Source organism: Variovorax sp. P1_H2 (assembly GCF_056405295.1).
This window is the reverse complement of sequence record NZ_JBFUCJ010000012.1, coordinates 44,767-62,477: the sequence shown is the minus strand read 5'-3', so window position 1 is coordinate 62,477 and position 17,711 is coordinate 44,767. Positions and strand designations below refer to the sequence as shown.

At 68.8% G+C, this 17,711-nt stretch carries 16 protein-coding genes; 4 read left to right on the top strand and 12 right to left on the bottom strand.

All coding sequences use genetic code 11. The annotated features are described in order from the left end of the window. Positions 1-7 precede the first annotated feature (7 nt). On the bottom strand, positions 8-892 hold the full coding sequence (locus tag AC1D2E_RS06975; protein ID WP_478196718.1) for a LysR family transcriptional regulator: 885 nt from the start codon (positions 890-892) through the stop codon (positions 8-10). A 171-nt stretch (positions 893-1,063) separates the two neighbouring features. On the opposite strand from AC1D2E_RS06975, the gene AC1D2E_RS06970 reads away from it, so the two are divergent. Continuing rightward, positions 1,064-1,825 carry a glutathione S-transferase family protein gene (locus tag AC1D2E_RS06970; protein WP_478196739.1) on the top strand — a complete coding sequence of 254 codons (762 nt, stop codon included), beginning with the start codon at positions 1,064-1,066 and terminating at the stop codon, positions 1,823-1,825. Here AC1D2E_RS06970 and AC1D2E_RS06965 read toward each other — a convergent pair. Next, complete coding sequence (locus AC1D2E_RS06965) at positions 1,754-2,773, bottom strand: methyltransferase (RefSeq protein WP_478196717.1); 1,020 nt, start codon at positions 2,771-2,773, stop codon at positions 1,754-1,756. The two genes, AC1D2E_RS06970 and AC1D2E_RS06965, sit on opposite strands and share 72 nt — an antisense overlap. A gap of 167 nt (positions 2,774-2,940) precedes the next feature. Beyond that, a complete protein-coding gene (locus AC1D2E_RS06960) occupies positions 2,941-3,126 on the bottom strand; it encodes a hypothetical protein (RefSeq protein WP_478196716.1) in 186 nt (61 codons plus the stop codon). 15 nt (positions 3,127-3,141) lie between these two features. Here AC1D2E_RS06960 and AC1D2E_RS06955 point away from each other — a divergent pair, with 15 nt between their 5' ends. After that, complete coding sequence (locus tag AC1D2E_RS06955) at positions 3,142-4,458, top strand: diguanylate cyclase domain-containing protein (protein ID WP_478196715.1); 1,317 nt, start codon at positions 3,142-3,144, stop codon at positions 4,456-4,458. Positions 4,459-4,496: 38 nt separating this feature from the next. Here the strand turns inward: AC1D2E_RS06955 and AC1D2E_RS06950 are convergent, their stop codons facing one another. The 7 genes from AC1D2E_RS06950 to AC1D2E_RS06920 all read right to left on the bottom strand — a co-directional run bounded on the left by AC1D2E_RS06950 (position 4,497) and on the right by AC1D2E_RS06920 (position 12,290). Continuing rightward, positions 4,497-5,438: a 2-hydroxyacid dehydrogenase gene (locus tag AC1D2E_RS06950; protein ID WP_478196714.1), complete on the bottom strand. Its 942-nt coding sequence runs from the start codon at positions 5,436-5,438 to the stop codon at positions 4,497-4,499. An 8-nt stretch (positions 5,439-5,446) separates the two neighbouring features. Beyond that, entirely contained in the window at positions 5,447-6,424 is a 978-nt protein-coding gene (locus AC1D2E_RS06945) for a tripartite tricarboxylate transporter substrate binding protein (RefSeq protein WP_478196713.1), read from the bottom strand. A 25-nt stretch (positions 6,425-6,449) separates the two neighbouring features. Next, the gene (locus tag AC1D2E_RS06940) at positions 6,450-7,190 is read right to left on the bottom strand and encodes a ribonuclease activity regulator RraA (protein WP_478196712.1); all 741 of its coding nucleotides are present in this window, start codon (positions 7,188-7,190) and stop codon (positions 6,450-6,452) included. 25 nt (positions 7,191-7,215) lie between these two features. After that, positions 7,216-8,232 (bottom strand): Bug family tripartite tricarboxylate transporter substrate binding protein, encoded by a 1,017-nt coding sequence (locus AC1D2E_RS06935; RefSeq protein WP_478196711.1) that lies wholly within the window; start codon positions 8,230-8,232, stop codon positions 7,216-7,218. Next, positions 8,229-9,248, bottom strand: a complete 1,020-nt coding sequence (locus tag AC1D2E_RS06930) for a Bug family tripartite tricarboxylate transporter substrate binding protein (protein ID WP_478196710.1) — start codon at positions 9,246-9,248, stop codon at positions 8,229-8,231. Before AC1D2E_RS06930 ends, AC1D2E_RS06935 begins: the two co-directional genes overlap by 4 nt. A gap of 29 nt (positions 9,249-9,277) precedes the next feature. Further along, positions 9,278-11,074, bottom strand: coding sequence for an L-arabinonate dehydratase (gene araD, locus AC1D2E_RS06925; RefSeq protein ID WP_478196709.1), 1,797 nt, complete (start codon positions 11,072-11,074; stop codon positions 9,278-9,280). Positions 11,075-11,258: 184 nt separating this feature from the next. Continuing rightward, a complete protein-coding gene (locus AC1D2E_RS06920; protein WP_478196708.1) occupies positions 11,259-12,290 on the bottom strand; it encodes a LacI family DNA-binding transcriptional regulator in 1,032 nt (343 codons plus the stop codon). 217 nt (positions 12,291-12,507) lie between these two features. Here AC1D2E_RS06920 and AC1D2E_RS06915 point away from each other — a divergent pair, with 217 nt between their 5' ends. Together AC1D2E_RS06915 and AC1D2E_RS06910 are read left to right on the top strand one after the other, a co-directional pair. Continuing rightward, complete coding sequence (locus AC1D2E_RS06915) at positions 12,508-12,708, top strand: hypothetical protein (RefSeq protein ID WP_478196707.1); 201 nt, start codon at positions 12,508-12,510, stop codon at positions 12,706-12,708. Positions 12,709-12,742: 34 nt separating this feature from the next. Next, entirely contained in the window at positions 12,743-15,115 is a 2,373-nt protein-coding gene (locus AC1D2E_RS06910) for a phosphocholine-specific phospholipase C (protein ID WP_478196706.1), read from the top strand. Between the two features lie 21 nt (positions 15,116-15,136). On the opposite strand, the gene AC1D2E_RS06905 is transcribed toward AC1D2E_RS06910, so the two are convergent. Next, positions 15,137-16,873, bottom strand: coding sequence for a bifunctional protein-serine/threonine kinase/phosphatase (locus AC1D2E_RS06905; protein ID WP_478196705.1), 1,737 nt, complete (start codon positions 16,871-16,873; stop codon positions 15,137-15,139). Between the two features lie 13 nt (positions 16,874-16,886). Continuing rightward, the gene (locus tag AC1D2E_RS06900; RefSeq protein WP_478173173.1) at positions 16,887-17,699 is read right to left on the bottom strand and encodes a formate/nitrite transporter family protein; all 813 of its coding nucleotides are present in this window, start codon (positions 17,697-17,699) and stop codon (positions 16,887-16,889) included. Between the last annotated feature and the right edge of the window lie 12 nt (positions 17,700-17,711).

The following is a 17,711-nucleotide window of genomic DNA, read 5'->3' as shown; positions in this document are numbered from 1 at the left end:
AGGCGGGTCAAGACAATGACATGGCTCTGGCCAAGTGCGAATACACCGTCGCGACTCGGCGCAGATGGCGTGATTCCGGGTGCGTCAGCAGCCACAGTTCGGTCTGGCATTCGTCGACGATGCCGGTGAGCTGCAGCAGATCAGGCCGTCCCCGGGCCAGAAAAACCGGCAGCATCCCGACCCCCAAGCCAAGCGCCACGAGCTCCATCACCGTGAGGACGCTGTTGACGCGATAGGCGGGCGCGGACTTCGGGAAGCGGCGCTTGCGCCAGACCACGGACGGGTGTTCGGGCAGCGCATCGTCCGGTGCAATCCACGGCGCCTTGCCCGCCTCGACATCGGCGAAGCGCTTCACCGCCCCCTTCTTGGCGGCGTACAGGGCCATGCGAATCGGCCCCACGTGCTTGCCGACCAGATGCTGGGGAGGACGCTTGGTGGCCCTCACCGCAATGTCGGCGTCACGCCGCGTCAAGCTTGCGAGCTCGTTGCCCGTGTGCAGCTCGTACGCCAGCAAGGGATGTTTCGAATGCAAGGCCTTCAGCGCCGGCGCCACCAGGCCATGCAGGATCGTGTCCGTCGTGGTGATGCGCACCGTGCCCGAGACCTGGTCCGGCCGCACCTGGGCGGCAGACCGCGCCGACTCGAGCGCCGCTTCCACCTGCTCCGCCTGCTCGGCCAGCGACTGGGCCAGTTCAGTCGCCAGATAGCCCGAACGCGAGCGCTCGAACAGCGGTTGTCCCAGCCCGCGCTCGATGCGCTGGATGGATCGGAAAACCGTCGATGCATCCACACCCAGCCGTTCGCCGGCCGCGGCAAGCGTGCCCGCCCGGACCATCGCCAACACCATCTCGAGGTCCGAGGCGCTCAGCCGGTATTGCATCGGCGCATTCATTGATTTCTCCGGCGCCTATTTCATAGGCGAATGCGCAATATTAGATTCTTCTCATCGCCAATCTATTGGAAAAATGCAATGAACCCTTCGACCCACGGTGCGGCCGGTGGCTACGGCGTCGACCCTTTTGCGCGTCAGGCCGGGACCGATGGGGCGACCCCGTCGTTCAGGCTGGTGTCGCATGTGCTGTGCCCCTACGTTCAGCGCGCGGCGATCGTGCTCAAGGAGAAGGGCATCGCCTTCGAACGGCGGGACATCGACCTGGCCAACAAGCCGGACTGGTTTCTGCAGATCTCGCCGCTGGGCAAGACACCGGTGCTGATGGTTGGCGACAAGGCCATCTTCGAGTCGGCTGTGATCTGCGAATATCTGGACGAGACGGTGGCGCCGCGCCTGCACCCTGACGACGCGCTGGAGCGGGCACGTCATCGCGCCTGGATGGAGTTCGGGTCGGCGCTGCTGGGCACCATCGCGGCGCTCTACAACGCGCAAGACGACGACGCATTGGCCGCGCGTGCACGGGACATTCGGGCCCGGTTCGAACAGCTCGAGGCTGCGCTGGGCGCCGGCCCTTATTTCGCCGGCCAGGACTTCAGCATCGTCGATGCCGTCTTCGGTCCCGTGTTCAGATACTTCGACGTCTTTGACACGATCGACGACTTTGGCTTCTTCGTCGGCCTGCCAAGGCTGTGTGCGTGGCGCAGCGCGTTGTCCAGCCGGGCCTCGGTCCGCGAGGAGGTGCGCCCCGACTATCCCGAACTGCTGCGTTCGTTCTTGCTCGGGCGCCGGTCGGCGTTGTCGAGGCGCATCGTCTCGACCGAGATCCTCCGCGGCCGTCGTGCAGGGAAAGCCCCCCGCCGCTCACACGGGAATGACCTCCATGATCCACACCGGCGATGCGGTCTCGATGGCGCGCTCGAGCGCAAGGCCTGAGAGCTGGAGCAGTTCGCAAAATTCGGAGGTGGTGCGCTCTCGCGCAGTGCCGAACATGGCCATCATCTGCGTGTCGACCAGATAGCCCGTCGGCCGTCCGAGCGTTGGGTCGGGCTCCAGGATCTGTTCCACGATCAGCAAGCGCGTGCTCGGTGCCATGGCGGCACGGCAGTTGCGCAGGATTCGAATGCAATCGTCGTCGGACCAGTCGTGCAGCACGCGGGCCAGGAGGTAGATGTCCGCGCCTTCAGGGACGAGATCAAGAAAGCTTCCGCCTCGAACGTCGATTCTTCCGCCAGCTCGCGCTTCTGGCGGGATGGCCGCGACGACGTCGTCGCGGTCATAGACCAGGCCGCGTGGCCCTGGGAACCGCGCGAGTATTTGCCGCAAGGCCTCGCCGTTGCCGCCGCCGATGTCTGTGATCAGCTTCGCTTCAGAAAAGTCGAAGCTGGCGGCGAGGGTCTGGTGTCGGCGATCGGGGAAGTTCGCCATGAAGGCGTCGAAGCTTCGAGCCTCGTCGGGATGCTCGCGAAGGTACTGGAAGCGGCCCATGTTCCAGGCGGCCTGATGGGGATTGCCGCCAGCAAGGGCGGAATCCAGAAGGCCCCAAGCCTTCCACGAACCGGGTGCAGTCCAGAACTTCGCGCCATGGTGAAGACTGTTCGGTTCATCGGTCCTCAGGAGCACGGAGCGCGGAGAATGAGCGACGCTGCCGTCCGCGCCAATTCGAAAGACGCCGAAAGCGGCAAGCGCGCGCAGGACCCGCAGCAGCGGCGTGGCAAGCACTGAACATTCCTTGGACAGCTCGCTCACGTGGCGGCTGCCGTCTTTCGGAAGCTTGTCCGCAAGACCGAGATCAGCCACCAATCGGAGCATCCGCGAGACCTGAAATCCCCGGATGAGAAGATCGAGCGCTTCTCGATCGCCTTCGGTTCCATCGTCGGCCATGGCAAACCTCCGTGCTTGGTTGCCTGCACTCAACACCTGGTTTCCGGCGTCCTTCGGATTCGCGCTTGCCCGACCGGGGGCTGATGATGGCACATGCGAAGAACGACTGCGAGCACCAAGACGAGGCAAGCAGGTGCGCGATGGTCTTGGGAAAAGCACATGGCGTTTCATTGCAAAGCAACACGAAATTCCGTGAAACCTTGCCCGGAAGCTCGGCGCGCCGTCGTGACCCGGACCTGCTTGAAGGCATGGCTCGTGCTTGAATAGGCCGGTGGCGATTGCAGTCGATCGGGCAGCGCCTCCACGGCCTGTGCGGCGAGACGCATCCAGGCAAGCCATGCTTGATCGATCACTGCAACGGGACCCCTTTGAGCCACACGACGCTGCGCCGCATCGCGCCCACTCATGAATCGACAGTGCTCTACGTCTGCGAGCCGGCGTACGCCATGATCGATACCGCCATCCTGGCGCAAACGGGTTTCGACCTGCAGGTGCTGCCGCTCGATGCGCTCGAAGCGTTGTCGGACCGTGCGTGCGACGTCGCACTGGTGATCGTCGACTTCACGCCGCAGTCGCTCGCCTTCATCCAGGCCTTCGTCGCTTCCCGCGAGCCGAATGCCCTGTGGACGCCGTTGATCGCGTGCTGCCGCACCAGCGCCGACATCGAAAGGGCACTGGCCATGGGCGTCGACGACTTCCTGCTCGCCTTCGACGCCGTCACCGTGCGTTCCCGGCTGACGGTGATGATTCAGCAGAAGCTGCGCAACGACCAGCTGAACGGCATCCTGAACTGCACCTTCGACGGCATCGTCAGCATCGACGAAACCGGCGCGATACTCAGTTTCAACAAGGCCGCGCAGGACATGTTCGGCTACGAGGCAAGCGACGTGGTCGGCCGCAACGTGTCGGTGCTGATGGATGGCGCCGACGCCGGCCAGCACGACCACCACCTGGAGCGCTACCTCACGACGGGCACCGAGAACATCATCGGCCGCGGCCGGGAACTGGTGGGCCGCACCCGGAGCGGTCAGCTGTTCCCGCTGTTCCTGCAGGTGGCCAGCCTGCGCAGCGGGCCGGACCGCCTCTTCGTCGGCATCCTGAAGAACCTCTCGATGGACGCGCTGGCCAAGGCCCTGCGCGACGAGGTCCTGCACGACCCGATGACCGGCATCGCGAGCCGCCGCCGGGTGCTGAGCGTGATGCCCGACTGGATCGCCCGCCATTCGGCGACGCTGGCGCGGCCCTTCGCCCTCGTGTTCATCGATCTCGACGGCTTCAAGACCATCAACGACACCTACGGCCATGCGGCCGGCGATGCCATCCTCAAGGCGGTCGGGCAGCGCCTTCACGATGGCGTCGGCCGTTCGGACATCGCCGCACGCCTGGCCGGCGACGAATTCGTGGTGCTGCTGGACGGCATCGCGAGCCAGGCCGCCGCCGACCGCGCTGCGGCGCGGCTGGTCGAGAAGATCGCCGAGAAGGTCCGCTACGGCGAGCTGAGCATCGGCGTCCAGGCGTCGGCGGGCGCCGCGGTCTTTCCGGCCGACGGCTCGACCGCCGAGGAATTGCTGCGGCGTGCCGACTCGCTGATGTATGCCCACAAGCAGCGCCGCAAGGCGGCCCCCCGGCAGGGCAGTGAATCAGCTTCGACCCGCCCGCTGGCAGAGATGCTCGTCAAGGCCTGATCCACGCGAGCGAGCCGAAGACCTCCGGCGCGTAGCGCTCAGGCCGCGGCGCTCACCAGCGGCCGCCCCGCAAAGAAGGCCGCCAGGTTGTCCGCCACCCGCTCTCCCATCGCCGCGCGCGTCTCGTGCGTGTTGCTCGCCAGGTGCGGCAGCAGCACGACGTTGTCGAGCGCGAACAAGGCCTCCGGCACCCGGGGTTCGTCCTCGAACACGTCGAGGCCCGCACCCGCGATGCGGCCGCTGGCGAGCGCATCGACCAGCGCCTTCTCGTCGACCACCGAGCCGCGCGAGATGTTGACCAGGTAGCCCTGCGGGCCGAGCGCATCGAGGATCTCGCGCGACACCAGGCCGCGCGTCTCGGCGCCGCCCGCGCTCGCGATCACCAGGAAGTCGGCCCACTCGGCGAGCTCCTTCAACGTTGCGGCGTACCCGTAATCGACATCGGCCAGCGGCTTGCGGTTGTGATAGCGCACCGCCATGTCGAAGCCGGAGGCGCGGCGCGCAATGACGCGGCCGATGCGCCCCATGCCGAGGATGCCCAGGCGCTTGCCCGACACCTTGCTGGCCAGCGGGAACTGGCCCTTCAGCCAGGCGCCGCTGCGCACGAAGCGGTCGGATGCGGTGAAGCGCCGCGCCACGTCCATCACCAGCGCGAAGGCGGTGTCGGCCACGCAGTCGTTGAGCACATCCGGCGTGTAGCCGACCGCGATGCCGCGGGCGCGCGCCGCGTCGATGTCGATGGTATCGAGGCCGACGCCGAAGCTGGAGATCACCTTCAGATTCGGCAGCGCGGCGAGCAGCGCCGCATCGGCACCGAAGCGGGCCGAGGTGGCGAGGCCGACGAAGTCGCCGCCGTGCGCGGCCAGGAAGGCCTTGGCGTCGGCCTCCTTGTGCAGCGGATGGACGTCGTAGGTTTCGGCGAGGCGCGCCTCGAGCGCGGGCAGCAGCGGGCCGTTCTGGAGAATGCGTGGAACAGTCATCGAAGCCTTCATTCGGGCTGGATGCCCGCATCCTTGGCGACCTTCGACCACTTCACCATCTCGGTGCCGATGAAGTCGCCGAACTGCTGGGGCGTGCCGCTGCCGGGCTCGATGCCGTTGTCCTGCAGCGTCTTGCGCACGTCGGGCATCGCCAGGATCTTGTTGACCTCTGCGTTGAGCTTGGCGACCGTCGCCTTGGGCGTGCCGGCCGGCGCCAGCAGGCCGCCCCAGGTGCTGGTCTCGTAGCCGGGCACGCCGGCCTCCTGCATCGTTGGCACGTCGGGCAGCACCGACGAGCGCCGGGTCGTCGTCACCGCCAGCGCGCGCAGGCGGTCGGCCTTGATCTGCACGTTGGCCGCGGCCACGGTGTCGAACATCAGCGAGGTGCGCCCGCTGATCAGGTCGGGATGCGCCAGCGTGCTGCCCTTGTAGGGGATGTGCGTCATCTGGATGCCGGCCATCGACTTGAAGAGTTCGCCCGAGAAGTGCGGCGCGCCGCCGTTGCCGCTCGAGGCAAAGCTCAGCTTGCCCGGGTTGGCCTTGCCGTAGGCGATCAGTTCCTTGACCGACTTCACGGGCAGCTCGGGCGAGACGATCAGCACCAGCGGCACCACGTGCGTGAGCGCCACCGGCTCGAAGCTTTTCACGGTGTCGAAGGGCAGCTTGCTCACCATGCTCGGGTTGATCGCGTGGCTGCTCGCGACCAGTGCCAGCATGTGGCCGTCGGGCGGGCTCTTGGCCACCAGGTCGGTACCGATGATGCCGGTCGCGCCGGCCCGGTTGTCGATGACCACCGGCTGGCCCCAGGCCTCGGTGAGCTTCTGTCCGATCAGGCGCGCCGCCAGGTCGATGGCGCCGCCGGGCGAGGCAGGCACGACGATGGTGATCGACTTGGTCGGGAAGTTCTGCGCCAGCGCCGGCACGGCCGGCAGTGCGCCGGCGAGCGCGAGCAGGGCCGCGGTGGCGGCGAAGGTTCTGCGGTGCATGGGGTCTCCGTGTGTTTCGTGCGACTCAGCGCCCGGCGGCGTCCTGCGCTTTGCGCCAGGCCTCGTAGGCGGCGCGCGTCTCGGCGTTCGGCGGGTAGGTGCCGGCCAGCTTGGCGCCGCCCTCCACGCGCTGCAGGATGAATGCCTCCATCTTTTCCTGCTCGACGGCGTCGCGCGAGACTTCTTCCGCGAGGTGGTGCGGAATCACGACCACGCCTTCGTCGTCGCCGACCATCACGTCGCCCGGGTACACCGGCACGCCGCCGCAGCCGATCGGCACGTCGAGGTCGATCGCGTGATGGTGGATCAGGTTCAGCGGCGCGCTGCCGCCGGCGCAGTACACCGGGAAGTCCATCTGCGAGATCGGGCCGCTGTCGCGCACCGGGCCGTCGGACACCAGGCCCTCGGCGCCGCGCACCTTGAGCCGCGTCGTGAGGATCTGGCCGCCCGAGGCCACGCGCGTCTCGCCGCGGCAGTCGATCACCAGCACATGGCCGGGCGGCACGCTCTCGATGCCCTTGCGCTGCGGATGGTTCGGGTCGTCGAAGGCGCTGATCTGGTCGATGTCCTCGCGCGCCGGGATGTTGCGCATCGTGAAGGCCGGGCCGACCAGGTTGCCGCCCGTGGGCTTTGTCAGGCGCTTCACGTGCTGCAGATAGACGTTGCGCAAGCCGCGCTTGAAGAGCTGCGTGCAGAGCGTGGCGACGCTCACGTGGCGCAGGCGTTCGCGGGCTTCGTCGGAGAGGGGCGTGGGGGTGTCGGACATGTTCGGTCAGGGGATGAAGAGGGGGTCAGTTCGCGCTGGCGCCGGACTTGCGGACCAGTTCGCTCCAGCGCGGGATTTCCTTTTGCATCAGGGCGGCGAGTTCGGCCGGCGAGCCCGCGGCCACTTCCATGCCGAGCTGGTTGGTCAGCTTGTCTTTCACCTCGGGGGTGCGCAGGATCTTGTTGATCTCGGTCGAGAGCCGCTGTGCGATCGGCGCGGGCAGGCCCTTGGGCGCATACACCGCCTGCCACGACGCCATCTCGAAGCCCGGCACGCCGGCCTCCTGCATGGTCGGCAGCGTCGGCGCCAGCGCCATGCGCTTGCCACTGGTCACGGCCAGCAGCTTGAGCTTGCCGCCCTGCACCAGCGGCAGCGCCGCGGTGATCTGGTCGAACATGAAGGTGACCTGGCCCGACGAGACGTCGAGCATCGCGGGCGGCGTGCCCTTGTACGGGATGTGCGTGAGCTTCACGCCGATCATGTCGCCCAGCATCTCGCCCGCCAGGTGGGTCGAAGTGCCGGCGCCGGACGATGCGAAGGTGCGCTTCGACGGATCTTTCTTGAGCAGCGCCACCAGCTCGGCCACCGAGTTGACCCCGAGCGCCGGGTCGACGATGAGCACGTTCGGCAGGAAGGCCACCAGTGCGATCGGGTCGAAGTCCTTCACCGGGTCGTAGGGCAGGTTCTTGTAGAGGCTGGCGTTGATGGCGTGCGTGCTGATGGTGCCGCCGAACAGCGTGTAGCCGTCGGGCTTGGCCTTGGCGACGTAGCCGGCGCCGACCGCGCCCGCGGCGCCGGGCTTGTTGTCGACGACCACCGGCTGGCCCAGGACCTCGCCGAGCTTCTGCGCGATCAGGCGGCCGATGACATCGGTCGAGCCGCCGGGCGTGAAGGGCACGACGTAGGTGATCGGCCGGTTGGGCCAGGCATCGCCTTGCGCCATCGCGTGCAGCGACGCGGGCAGCAGCATCGAGGCCGCGCCGGCGCGCAGCAGCGCGCGGCGGTCGATCGTGGCGCCGCGGTGTTCTTGCTTCGTGTTCATTCGACCTTGACTCCGCGGCTCTTGATGACCTGGCCATAGCGCTGCTTGTCGGCGTCGATGGTCTTCTGCAGTTCGGCCGGCGTGCTGCCGCGCGGCGTGGCGCCCTGGGCGATCAGGGCGCGGCGCATGTCCTCGGTGGCCACGGCTTCCTTCACGTCGGCCGAGATCCGGTCGACCAGCGCCTGCGGCGTGCCGGCCGGCGCCAGCAGCGCGACCCACGAGCCCGATTCGGCATTGGGCACGCCCAGCTCGGCCAGCGTGGGCACTTCGGGCATGGCCGGCGAGCGCTGCGCGCTGGTCACGGCCAGTGCGCGCAGCTTGCCGGTCTTCACGTAGCCCGAGGTTTCGAGGATCGATGCGAACAGCATGTCGACATGGCCCGCCATCAGGTCGGACATGGCCGGGCCGCCGCCCTTGTAGGGCACGTGGACGAAGCTCACGCCCGCGGCCTGCTGGAAGATCTCGGCCGTGAGATGCGGCGAGCCGCCGCTGCCCGAGCTGGCGTAGGTGTACTTGCCCGGCGCCGCCTGGGCCAGCGCGATCAGTTCCTTCGGCGTCTTGGCCGGCACGCCCGGGTTGACGACGAAGGCGAAGGGCAGCTCGGCGAACAGCGACACCGGCGTGAAGGCGCGGTCGGCGTCGTAGGGCATCTTGTAGAGCGAGGGGTTGATCGACTGCGTGCCCACGTTGCCGATCAGCAGCGTGTAGCCGTCGGGCCTGGCCTTGGCCACGAGCTCGGCACCGACCAGGCCGCCGGCGCCGGTGCGGTTGTCCACCAGCACCGACTGGCCCCACTTCTGGCCCAGCCGCACGGCCAGCAGGCGCGCCGCGATGTCGGTGCCGCCGCCGGGCGCGAAGGGCACGACGAAGGTGACCGGCCGGGTCGGCCAGGCCGCCGGTCCCTGCGCGCTGGCGGCCGTCGGCAGCAGCAGCGGCGCGGCGGCCAGCGCGATGCCCGCGGCGATGCCGCCGAGGGAGCGGCGCGAGGACCGGCAGGGGGTGGGGGTTGTCTCCATGGGCTTCATTCCTTGGTCTCTGGATGTCTTCAGTGGATCTCGGGCTCGCCCTTGCCGGCACCGGCTGCGTCGCCGGCGTAGTCGGGGGCGAGGAAATCGAAGTCGCAGCCGGTGTCGGCCTGCTGCACGTGCTTCAGGAACATCACGCCGTAGCCGCGGCTGAACTTCGGAATCGGCTTCTGCCAATCGGCGCGGCGGCGCGCGAGTTCCTCGTCGCTCACGGCCATGTCGATGCGGCGCGCCTCGACGTCGAGCGTGACCAGGTCGCCGTCGCGCACCAGCGCCAGCGGCCCGCCCACGTGCGACTCGGGCGTGACATGCAGCACGCAGGCGCCGTAGCTGGTACCGCTCATGCGGGCATCGCTGATCCGCACCATGTCGCGCACGCCTTGCTTCAGCAGTTTCTGCGGGATCGGCAGCTGGCCCCACTCGGGCATGCCGGGCGCGCCCTGCGGGCCGGCGCTCTGCAGCACGATCACGCTGTCCTTGGTGACCGGCAGCTCGGGTGCGTCGATGCGCGCGGCCAGGTCGTCGTAGTTGCTGAAGACCAGGGCCGGGCCGGTGTGCTTGCGCAGGTGGGGCTCCATGGCGGCCGGCTTGATGACCGCGCCGGCCGGTGCCAGGTTGCCGTACAGCACCGCGAGGCCGCCGCCCTCGAGCAGCGCTTCGCTGCGCGGCCGGATCACGTCGGCGTTGAAGGTCTGGGCGCCCTCGATGTTCTGGCCCAGCGTGCGGCCGTTGCAGGTGCGCTGGCTGCCGTCGATCAGCGCGCCCATCTCCTTCAGGAAGGCGCGCAGGCCGCCGGCGTAATAGAAGTCCTCCATCAGGTACTTGCCGCCGGGCCGCAGGTTGGCGATGACCGGCGTGCCGCGCGCCAGTTCGTCGAAGCGCGCCAGGTCGAGCTGCACGCCGGCGCGGCGCGCCATCGCGATCAGGTGGACGATGGCGTTGGTCGAGCCGCCCAGGCCCAGCACGGCGGTGACCGCGTTGTCGAACGAGCCCGCGGTGAGGAAGTCCAGCGGCTTCAGGTCTTCCCAGACCATGTCGACGATGCGGCGGCCGGTGTGCGTGGCCATCATGGCGTGGCGCGAGTCGACCGCGGGAATCGACGAGGCGCCCGGCAGCGTGAGGCCCAGCACCTCGGCGGCGCTGGTCATGGTGCTGGCGGTGCCCATCGTCATGCAGGTGCCGGCCGAGCGCGCGATGCCGTCCTCCACCTCCTGCCAGTCGCTCTCGCTGATGTTGCCGGCGCGCAACTCGGCCCAGTACTTCCAGCTGTCGGAGCCCGAGCCCAGCACCTGGCCCCGGTAGTCGCCGCGCAGCATCGGGCCGGCGGGCATGAAGAGGGTCGGCAGGTTCATCGCCAGCGCGCCCATGACCAGGCCGGGCGTGGTCTTGTCGCAGCCGCCCATCAGCACGACGCCGTCGGCGGGGTAGGAGCGGATCAGCTCCTCGGCCTCCATCGCGAGCAGGTTGCGATAGAGCATGGTGGTCGGCTTCTGGAAGGCCTCGCCCAGGCTCATCGCCGGAATCTCGACCGGAAAGCCGCCGGCCTGCCAGACGCCGCGCTTGACCTCCTCCACGCGCTGCTTGAAGTGCGTGTGGCAGGAGTTCATGTCGCTCCAGGTGTTGAGGATCGCGATGACCGGCTTGCCGAGGTAGTCGGCGCGGCTGAAGCCCATCTGCGCGGTGCGCGAGCGGTGGCCGAAGCTGCGCAGATCCTTCACGCCGTACCAGCGATGGGAGCGGAGCTCTTCGGGCTGCTTGCGGCGGGGCGCGGGCGCGGGCGCGGGCGGGGTCGGGGCGGGCGGCGTGGGGTCGGTCATGGGGGGCGTCGTTGGTCGTCGGCTCGTCAGATACAAATGTTAGCGCTGTCATTTCGATTCGAACCCAGGGTTTACCTTGGGTAGATTCATGAAATTCGAGTCTGAATGTTTCCGCTGTCAAGGCCGGCGGAGGCCGTCGGAATGCCTCGACTCGCGGCTGCACCGCGGGCAGGCGTGCTGCGCCTCAGACGCTGTCGCGCTCGATCAGTGAAAAGCCGATGTCGACGATCTTCTGCGCGACCTCGATGCCCTTGGCGCGATCGACGATGAAGCGCGCGGCCTGGCGGCCGATCGCGGTGCCGTCGATGCGCACGGTCGAGATCGCGGGGTGCGCATGCTGCGCGAAGGCCAGGTCGCCGAAGCCCATCACGCCGATGTCGGCCGGCACGCGCATGCCGCGCGCATGCGCCTCGGTGATCACGCCGTGGGCCAGCGCGTCGGAGCTGCAGACCACCACGTCGGTCTGCGGGGCGGCCGTCAACAGTTCGGCCAGCGCGGCGCGGCCGCTGCCGAGGGTGGTCGGCGCCGGGACGGTGTGCACCGGCACCTGCGCCACGCCCAGGCCGGCCATGGCGGCGGTGAAGCCCGCGCGCCGCAGGTCGGCGCGCTGGTCGTCGCCGGTCACCACGGCCGGGTGGCGGTAGCCCTTGGCATGCAGGAAGTCCGCAATGGCCGCACCGGCCTTCTCATGGGAGAAGCCGACCAGCATGTCGACCGGCGTCGGCGTCAGGTCCCAGGTCTCGACCACCGGGATGCCCGAGGCGAGCAGCCGGCGGCGGCCGTCGGCCGAACGCATGATGCCGGTCAGCACGATGCCGTCGGGGCGGCGGCCGATGATGGCGTCGATCAGCGCGTCCTCGCGGGAGTGGTGGTAGCCGCTCTGGCCGAGCATGAGCTGGTAGCCGCTCTCGTCGAGGGCCTCCGTCAGGGCCTGGATGGTTTCGAGGAAGACCGGACCGGCGATGGTCGGCACCAGCGCCGCGACCAGCCGGCTGCGGTTGGACGCCAGTCCGCCGGCCAGCCGGTTGGGCACGTAGCCGGTGCGCTCCACCGCCGCGCGGACCTTCTCGCGCGTCTCCGGCGACACCAGCTCGGGCGTGTTCAGCGCCCGCGAGACGGTGATGGTCGACACGCCCGCGACCTTGGACACGTCGCTGAGGGTCATGCCGCCGCTGCCGCGGCGCGCCGAACGGCCGGAGGAATTCTGCTGGGTCACGAATGAGGGGCTCGGGTTGGAAGGAGGGCGAAGGGCGAAGGGCGCGGCAGCGCGTCGAATTATCGATCGATGCGTTCGCGGCACCACGAGGAACACCCCGGCGCGTCGCGCGCGATGTCATCGTCGCTTCATCGCGACGTCACGGCCGCTGCCTAGTCTTGGAAGGCCTCGACGCTCGTCGAGTCCCCACGATTCCAAGCAATGGAGTGTTCCCTCTATGTATTCCTGGTCCATCTTTCGCGCGCCGCTCGCGCTGTCGCTCCTGGCCTGTGCCCTGACCGCCTGCGGTGGCGGCAGCGGTAGCGGCGGCCTCGGCGAGGCCACCGGCGCCACGACCACCGGCACCGCCAGCAAGACCGACACCGCCACGGCCCCGTCCGGCGCGAGCAGCGAGCCCAGCGTGAGCTACGCACCCTGACGCCCGTTCCATCCATGCCGAAACCGACCCCGCCATGACCACACGTCGCAAGTTTCTCCAGAGCTCCACCGGCACCGGCATTGCCGCCGCCACGCTGGCCGCCTTTCCCCCCAGCATCCGCCGCGCGCTGGCCATCCCCGCCCACCACGACACCGGCACCATCAAGGACGTCAAGCACGTGGTGCTGCTGATGCAGGAGAACCGCTCCTTCGACAGCTATTTCGGCACCTTCAAGGGCGTGCGCGGCTACGGCGACCGCTTTGCCCTCCCGGCGCCCAACGGCAAGAACATCTTTCATCAGACCTATACCAAGACGACGCCGCCGAGCACCTACGTTCCCTACCGCCTCGACGAGAGCAAGGGCAACGCGCAACGCGCCGGCAGCACGCCGCACACCTGGTCCGACTCGCAGGCGGCGTGGGACCACGGCCGCATGTACAAGTGGCCGGACGCCAAGAACCTGCTGTCGATGGGCTACTACGACACCGCGGAAGTCCCGTTCCAGCGCGCGCTGGCCGAAGCCTTCACGCTGTGCGACCACTACCACTGCGGCATGCACACGGGCACCATCGCGAACCGCCTGTTCTACTGGAGCGGCACCAACGGCCCGAACGGCATCAGCCCGGTCGACGCCAGCAAGGTGCAGGTGGCCGCCTTGAACAACCAGTTCAACGGTGGCAACGACATCGGCCCGTCGACCCAGGGCTGGACCTGGACCACCTATGCCGACCGGCTGGAGAAGGCCGGCGTGAAGTGGAAGGTCTACCAGAGCCTGATCGACAACTACGGCTGCAACGAGATGATGGGCTTTCGCCACTGGCGCGCCGCGATCGAGCAGATGCCGGTGGCCCGCCGCCCGGTCTATGTCGCGGCGACGGACATCACGCAGCCGGTCACTGCCGCCGGCCCGCTCTACGACCCGGTGGTCGACGACGCGCTCAGCCCGCTGGCCAAGGGCTTCGGCAACACCATGCCGCAAGGTTTCCTGGAAACCTTCCGCGACGACATCCGCAACGGCACCTTGCCCGCGGTGTCGTGGATCATTTCGCCGTCGGCCTACAGCGAGCACCCCGGGCCGTCGAGCCCGGCGAAGGGCGGCTGGTACGTGCAGCAGGTGCTGGACGCGCTGACCGCCAACCCCGAGGTCTGGAGCAAGACCGTGCTGCTGGTCAACTTCGACGAGAACGACGGCTTCTTCGACCATCTGCCGACGCCGTCGGCGCCGTCGCGCAACGCCGACGGGACACTGGCCGGCGGCTGCACGCTGGCCGCTGCCGACGTGGCGGTCGAATACCACGACTACGCGCCCGCGACCTCGAGCCAGCCCGCGATCGATGGCCGGCCCTATGGCCCCGGCCCGCGCGTGCCGATGTGGGTGGTCTCGCCCTGGAGCCGCGGCGGCTGGGTCAATTCGCAGGTCTGCGACCACACCTCGACGCTGATGTTCCTCGAGAAGTGCTTCGGCGTGGTCGAGCCGCAGATCAGCAAGTACCGCCGTGCCGTCTGCAGCGACCTCACCAGCGCCTTCAATTTCGAGCGCCCCAACAACGAGCCGCTGCCCACCCTGGCCGGGCATACGACCAAGGACGAGGCCGATGCGCTGACCGCCGCCCAGCAGGCGCTGCCGAAGATCACCCCGACGACCGACGCCACGCTGCCGGCGCAGGCCACCGGCGTGCGCCCCTCGCGCGCGCTGCCCTACGAGCTCCACGCCAGCGCGCGGGCCGACTCACTCAACGGCCGCGTGCAGCTGCTGTTCGCCAACAGCGGCCAGGCCGCCGCCGTGTTCCACGTCTACGACAAGCTGAACCTGGCGGAGCGCCTGCCGCGCCGCTACGTGGTCGAGCCCGGCAAGCAGCTCGATGGCGACTGGGCCGCCATGGCCGACAACGCCGGCCTGTACGATCTGTGGGTGCTCGGGCCGAACGGCTTCCACCGCCACTTCAAGGGCGACCTGAACCGGCTGCGTGCAGGGGGCGTGGCGCTGCCCGAGATCCGGGTGGGCTACGACAAGCGCCGCGGCGACCTCCACCTTCAGTTGCGCAACGACGGCCGGCGCGATTGCCGCTTCACCGTGCAGTCCAACCAGGTCTATGCGCGTCCCGAGGCCTACGAGGCTGGCGGCAAGGACCGCCATGACGACCGCCGCGACGGCAACGGCCACGGCAACGACGATCACGACGACCGCGGTGTCTACGGCAGCAACCGCGACGGCTCGTCGAGCCTCCGCGTCAACGGCGGCGGCGACACCCGCATGCGCTGGAGCCTGGACGCCAGCGGCCAGTGGTACGACTTCGCCGTGACCTGCGATGCCGACCCCAGCTTCTACCGGCGCTTCGCCGGCCGTGTGGAGACCGGGCGGCATTCGGTGAGCGATCCGGCGATGGGGCTGGCAGACCGCTTCTGAACGCGAAGGCCTGCTGCTGCCTCACTGTCCGGCCATCCGCAGCCCCAGCAGAACGAGCACGGCAGCGGCCAGCAGCACGGTGGTGCACTGCCAGAAGCGCACAGGGTTCCGCTCGATCAGGGCCGACGGCCGCGGGCGCAGGAACTCCTGGCCCGGCGCCCTGAGGTCGTGTGCCAGTTCGGACACCGCCTGCTGGCGCTTGGCCGGGTCCGGGTGCAGGGCCTTCTGCAGCACCGCATCGACCCACGCGGGCAGGTCGGGCCGGAAGTGGCGCACCGGCACATAGCGCAGCCGGCTCGCGTCGGCGCGGGTCCGCACCCGCGAGACCTGCAGCCCATACGGCAACTGCGCCGTCAGCATCTGGTAGGCGAGGACCGCCAGCGAGAACAGGTCCGATCGTGCGCTGCCGCCATGGCCGACGAAATACTCCGGCGCGGTGTATTGCAGGCTCCCTTCGATGGCGAGCGCCCGGGGGTCTCGCGCGCTGTCGGCCAGGCCCGCCACGTGGGTCGTCGCCAGGTCGATGATCTTGACGGTGCCGGTGCGGTCGATCATCACGTTCTCGGGGCGAAGGTCCTGGTGCAGCATCTCCTTGCCATGCAGCGCCTGCAGGCCCTTGGCCAGCTGCTCGACGATGCCGCGCACGCTGTCCAGCGGGGGGCGGGGGTGGTCGACCATCCATTGCGCCAGCGTCTGGCCGTCGACGTACTCCATGGCGACATACAGGTGGCCGCGCGGCCGGTCGATCGCGCTGGCCTTCAGCACGTGGGGGCTGTCGATGCGGCGCGCCACCCATTCTTCGAGCACGAAGCGGTCGAGGTAGTCCGGGTTGTCGCGCAGGTCGACCGAAGGCAGCTTCAGCACCACCTGCCGGCCGGTCGCCTCGTCCACCGCCAGGTGCACGTGGCTGCGCGAGCTCAGGTGAAGTTCGCGCACCAGCGTGAATCCCTCGAAGCTTGCCCGCGGCGCCAGCGGCGGCGGGATCGCCAGGCCCTCGCGCTGCCGCTGCAGCTGCGCGGCATCGGCCAGCGGGAGTTCCTCGATGCGCAGCAGCTGCACCGTGCTGTCGTCGTCGCCGCCCTTCGCCCGTGCCGCCGACGCGAGCAGGCGGGCCGCCTCGTCGAGATCGTCGCCGCAGCGGGCGAGCGCGTGGTGCACCGCCTCGGCATCGATGTGCGCATAGGCGCCGTCGGTGGCCAGCAGGTAGACCTCGCCGACTTCCGCCGGCCAGCAGCGGTAGTCGATCTCGACGTTGGGGGCCGCGCCCAGCGCGCGCCCCAGGTACGACTCGACCGACGACACGTGAATGCGGTGGTCTTCGGTGAGCTGCTCCAGCGCATGCGGATGCAGGCGATGGATGCGCGCATCGCCGACATGCAGCAGGTGCAGGTCGCGGCCCTTGAGGATCAGCGCGCTGAAGGTGCAGACGTAGCCGCTGTCCTTGTCGAAGCGCGCGTCGCTGCGCATGGTCTGCGCATGCAGCCACGAGTTGGTGGCGCTCAGCACCCGCTGGGCCGAGCGGCGCACCGACCAGGCATCCGAGGTCGCGTAGTAGTCGTCGAGAAAGCCGCGCACCGCCGCCGCGCTCGCCACCTGGCTGACGCGGCTGGAGCCGATGCCGTCGGCCAGCGCGACCGCGATGCCCTTGGAGATGCGCAGCGATCCCTCCGGCAGCATGGCGCCGTGGAAATCCTGGTTCAGCGAATGGGGCCCGGCCAGCGAGTGCTGGCCGAGCGTCACGCGCAATGCGCTGCCCATCGGAGCGTGGCGCTCAGCTCAGGACGCGCTTCGGCGCGGTCTTGTAGTGGGTCGCGTACAGGGTCGCGCCGACGAAGGTCAGGCCGCCGACCAGGTTGCCCAGCACCGTCGGGAGCTCGTTCCAGATGAAGTAGTCCATCAGCGTGAACTTGCCGCCCAGCATCAGGCCGGTGGGGAACAGGAACATGTTGACGATCGAATGCTCGAAGCCCATGTAGAAGAAGATCATCACGGGCATCCACATGCCGATGGCCTTGCCGGACACCGTGGTGGACATCATCGCGGCGACCACGCCGGTGGACACCATCCAGTTGCACATCACGCCCCGGATGAACAAGGTCAGCATGCCGGCGGCGCCGTGCGCGGCATAGCCCAGCGTGCGGCCTTCGCCGATATGGCCGAGCTTCTCGCCCACGGCGTTGGGAGCCTCGCTGAAACCGAAGGTGAAGATGATCGCCATGAACACCGCGACCGTCAGCGCGCCCGCGAAGTTGCCGACGAACACCAGCCCCCAGTTGCGCAGGCACCCGCGCCAGGTGGCGCCGGGGCGCTTGTCGAGCACGGCCAGCGGCACCAGCGTGAAGACGCCGGTGAGCAGGTCGAAGCCCATCAGGTACAGCATGATGAAGCCGACCGGGAACAGCATCGCGCCGACCAGCGCATTGCCGGTGTTGACCGAGACGGTGACGGCGAACGCCGCCGCCAGCGCCAGGATGGCGCCGGCCATGTAGGAGCGAATGAGCGTGTCGCGGGTCGACATCAGGAGCTTGGATTCGCCGGCGTCGACCATCTTGGTCACGAACTCGGCAGGGACTAGGTAGGCCATGGGGATTCCTCG

Bases quoted from the DNA above. Each gene is read 5' to 3' on its own strand.
- AC1D2E_RS06975 (WP_478196718.1), bottom strand. From the start codon at position 892: ATGAATGCGCCGATGCAATACCGGCTGAGCGCCTCGGACCTCGAGATG.
- AC1D2E_RS06965 (WP_478196717.1), bottom strand. From the start codon at position 2,773: ATGGCCGACGATGGAACCGAAGGCGATCGAGAAGCGCTCGATCTTCTC.
- AC1D2E_RS06950 (WP_478196714.1), bottom strand. From the start codon at position 5,438: ATGACTGTTCCACGCATTCTCCAGAACGGCCCGCTGCTGCCCGCGCTC.
- AC1D2E_RS06945 (WP_478196713.1), bottom strand. From the start codon at position 6,424: ATGCACCGCAGAACCTTCGCCGCCACCGCGGCCCTGCTCGCGCTCGCC.
- AC1D2E_RS06940 (WP_478196712.1), bottom strand. From the start codon at position 7,190: ATGTCCGACACCCCCACGCCCCTCTCCGACGAAGCCCGCGAACGCCTG.
- AC1D2E_RS06935 (WP_478196711.1), bottom strand. From the start codon at position 8,232: ATGAACACGAAGCAAGAACACCGCGGCGCCACGATCGACCGCCGCGCG.
- AC1D2E_RS06930 (WP_478196710.1), bottom strand. From the start codon at position 9,248: ATGGAGACAACCCCCACCCCCTGCCGGTCCTCGCGCCGCTCCCTCGGC.
- araD (WP_478196709.1), bottom strand. From the start codon at position 11,074: ATGACCGACCCCACGCCGCCCGCCCCGACCCCGCCCGCGCCCGCGCCC.
- AC1D2E_RS06915 (WP_478196707.1), top strand. From the start codon at position 12,508: ATGTATTCCTGGTCCATCTTTCGCGCGCCGCTCGCGCTGTCGCTCCTG.
- AC1D2E_RS06910 (WP_478196706.1), top strand. From the start codon at position 12,743: ATGACCACACGTCGCAAGTTTCTCCAGAGCTCCACCGGCACCGGCATT.
- AC1D2E_RS06905 (WP_478196705.1), bottom strand. From the start codon at position 16,873: ATGGGCAGCGCATTGCGCGTGACGCTCGGCCAGCACTCGCTGGCCGGG.
- AC1D2E_RS06900 (WP_478173173.1), bottom strand. From the start codon at position 17,699: ATGGCCTACCTAGTCCCTGCCGAGTTCGTGACCAAGATGGTCGACGCC.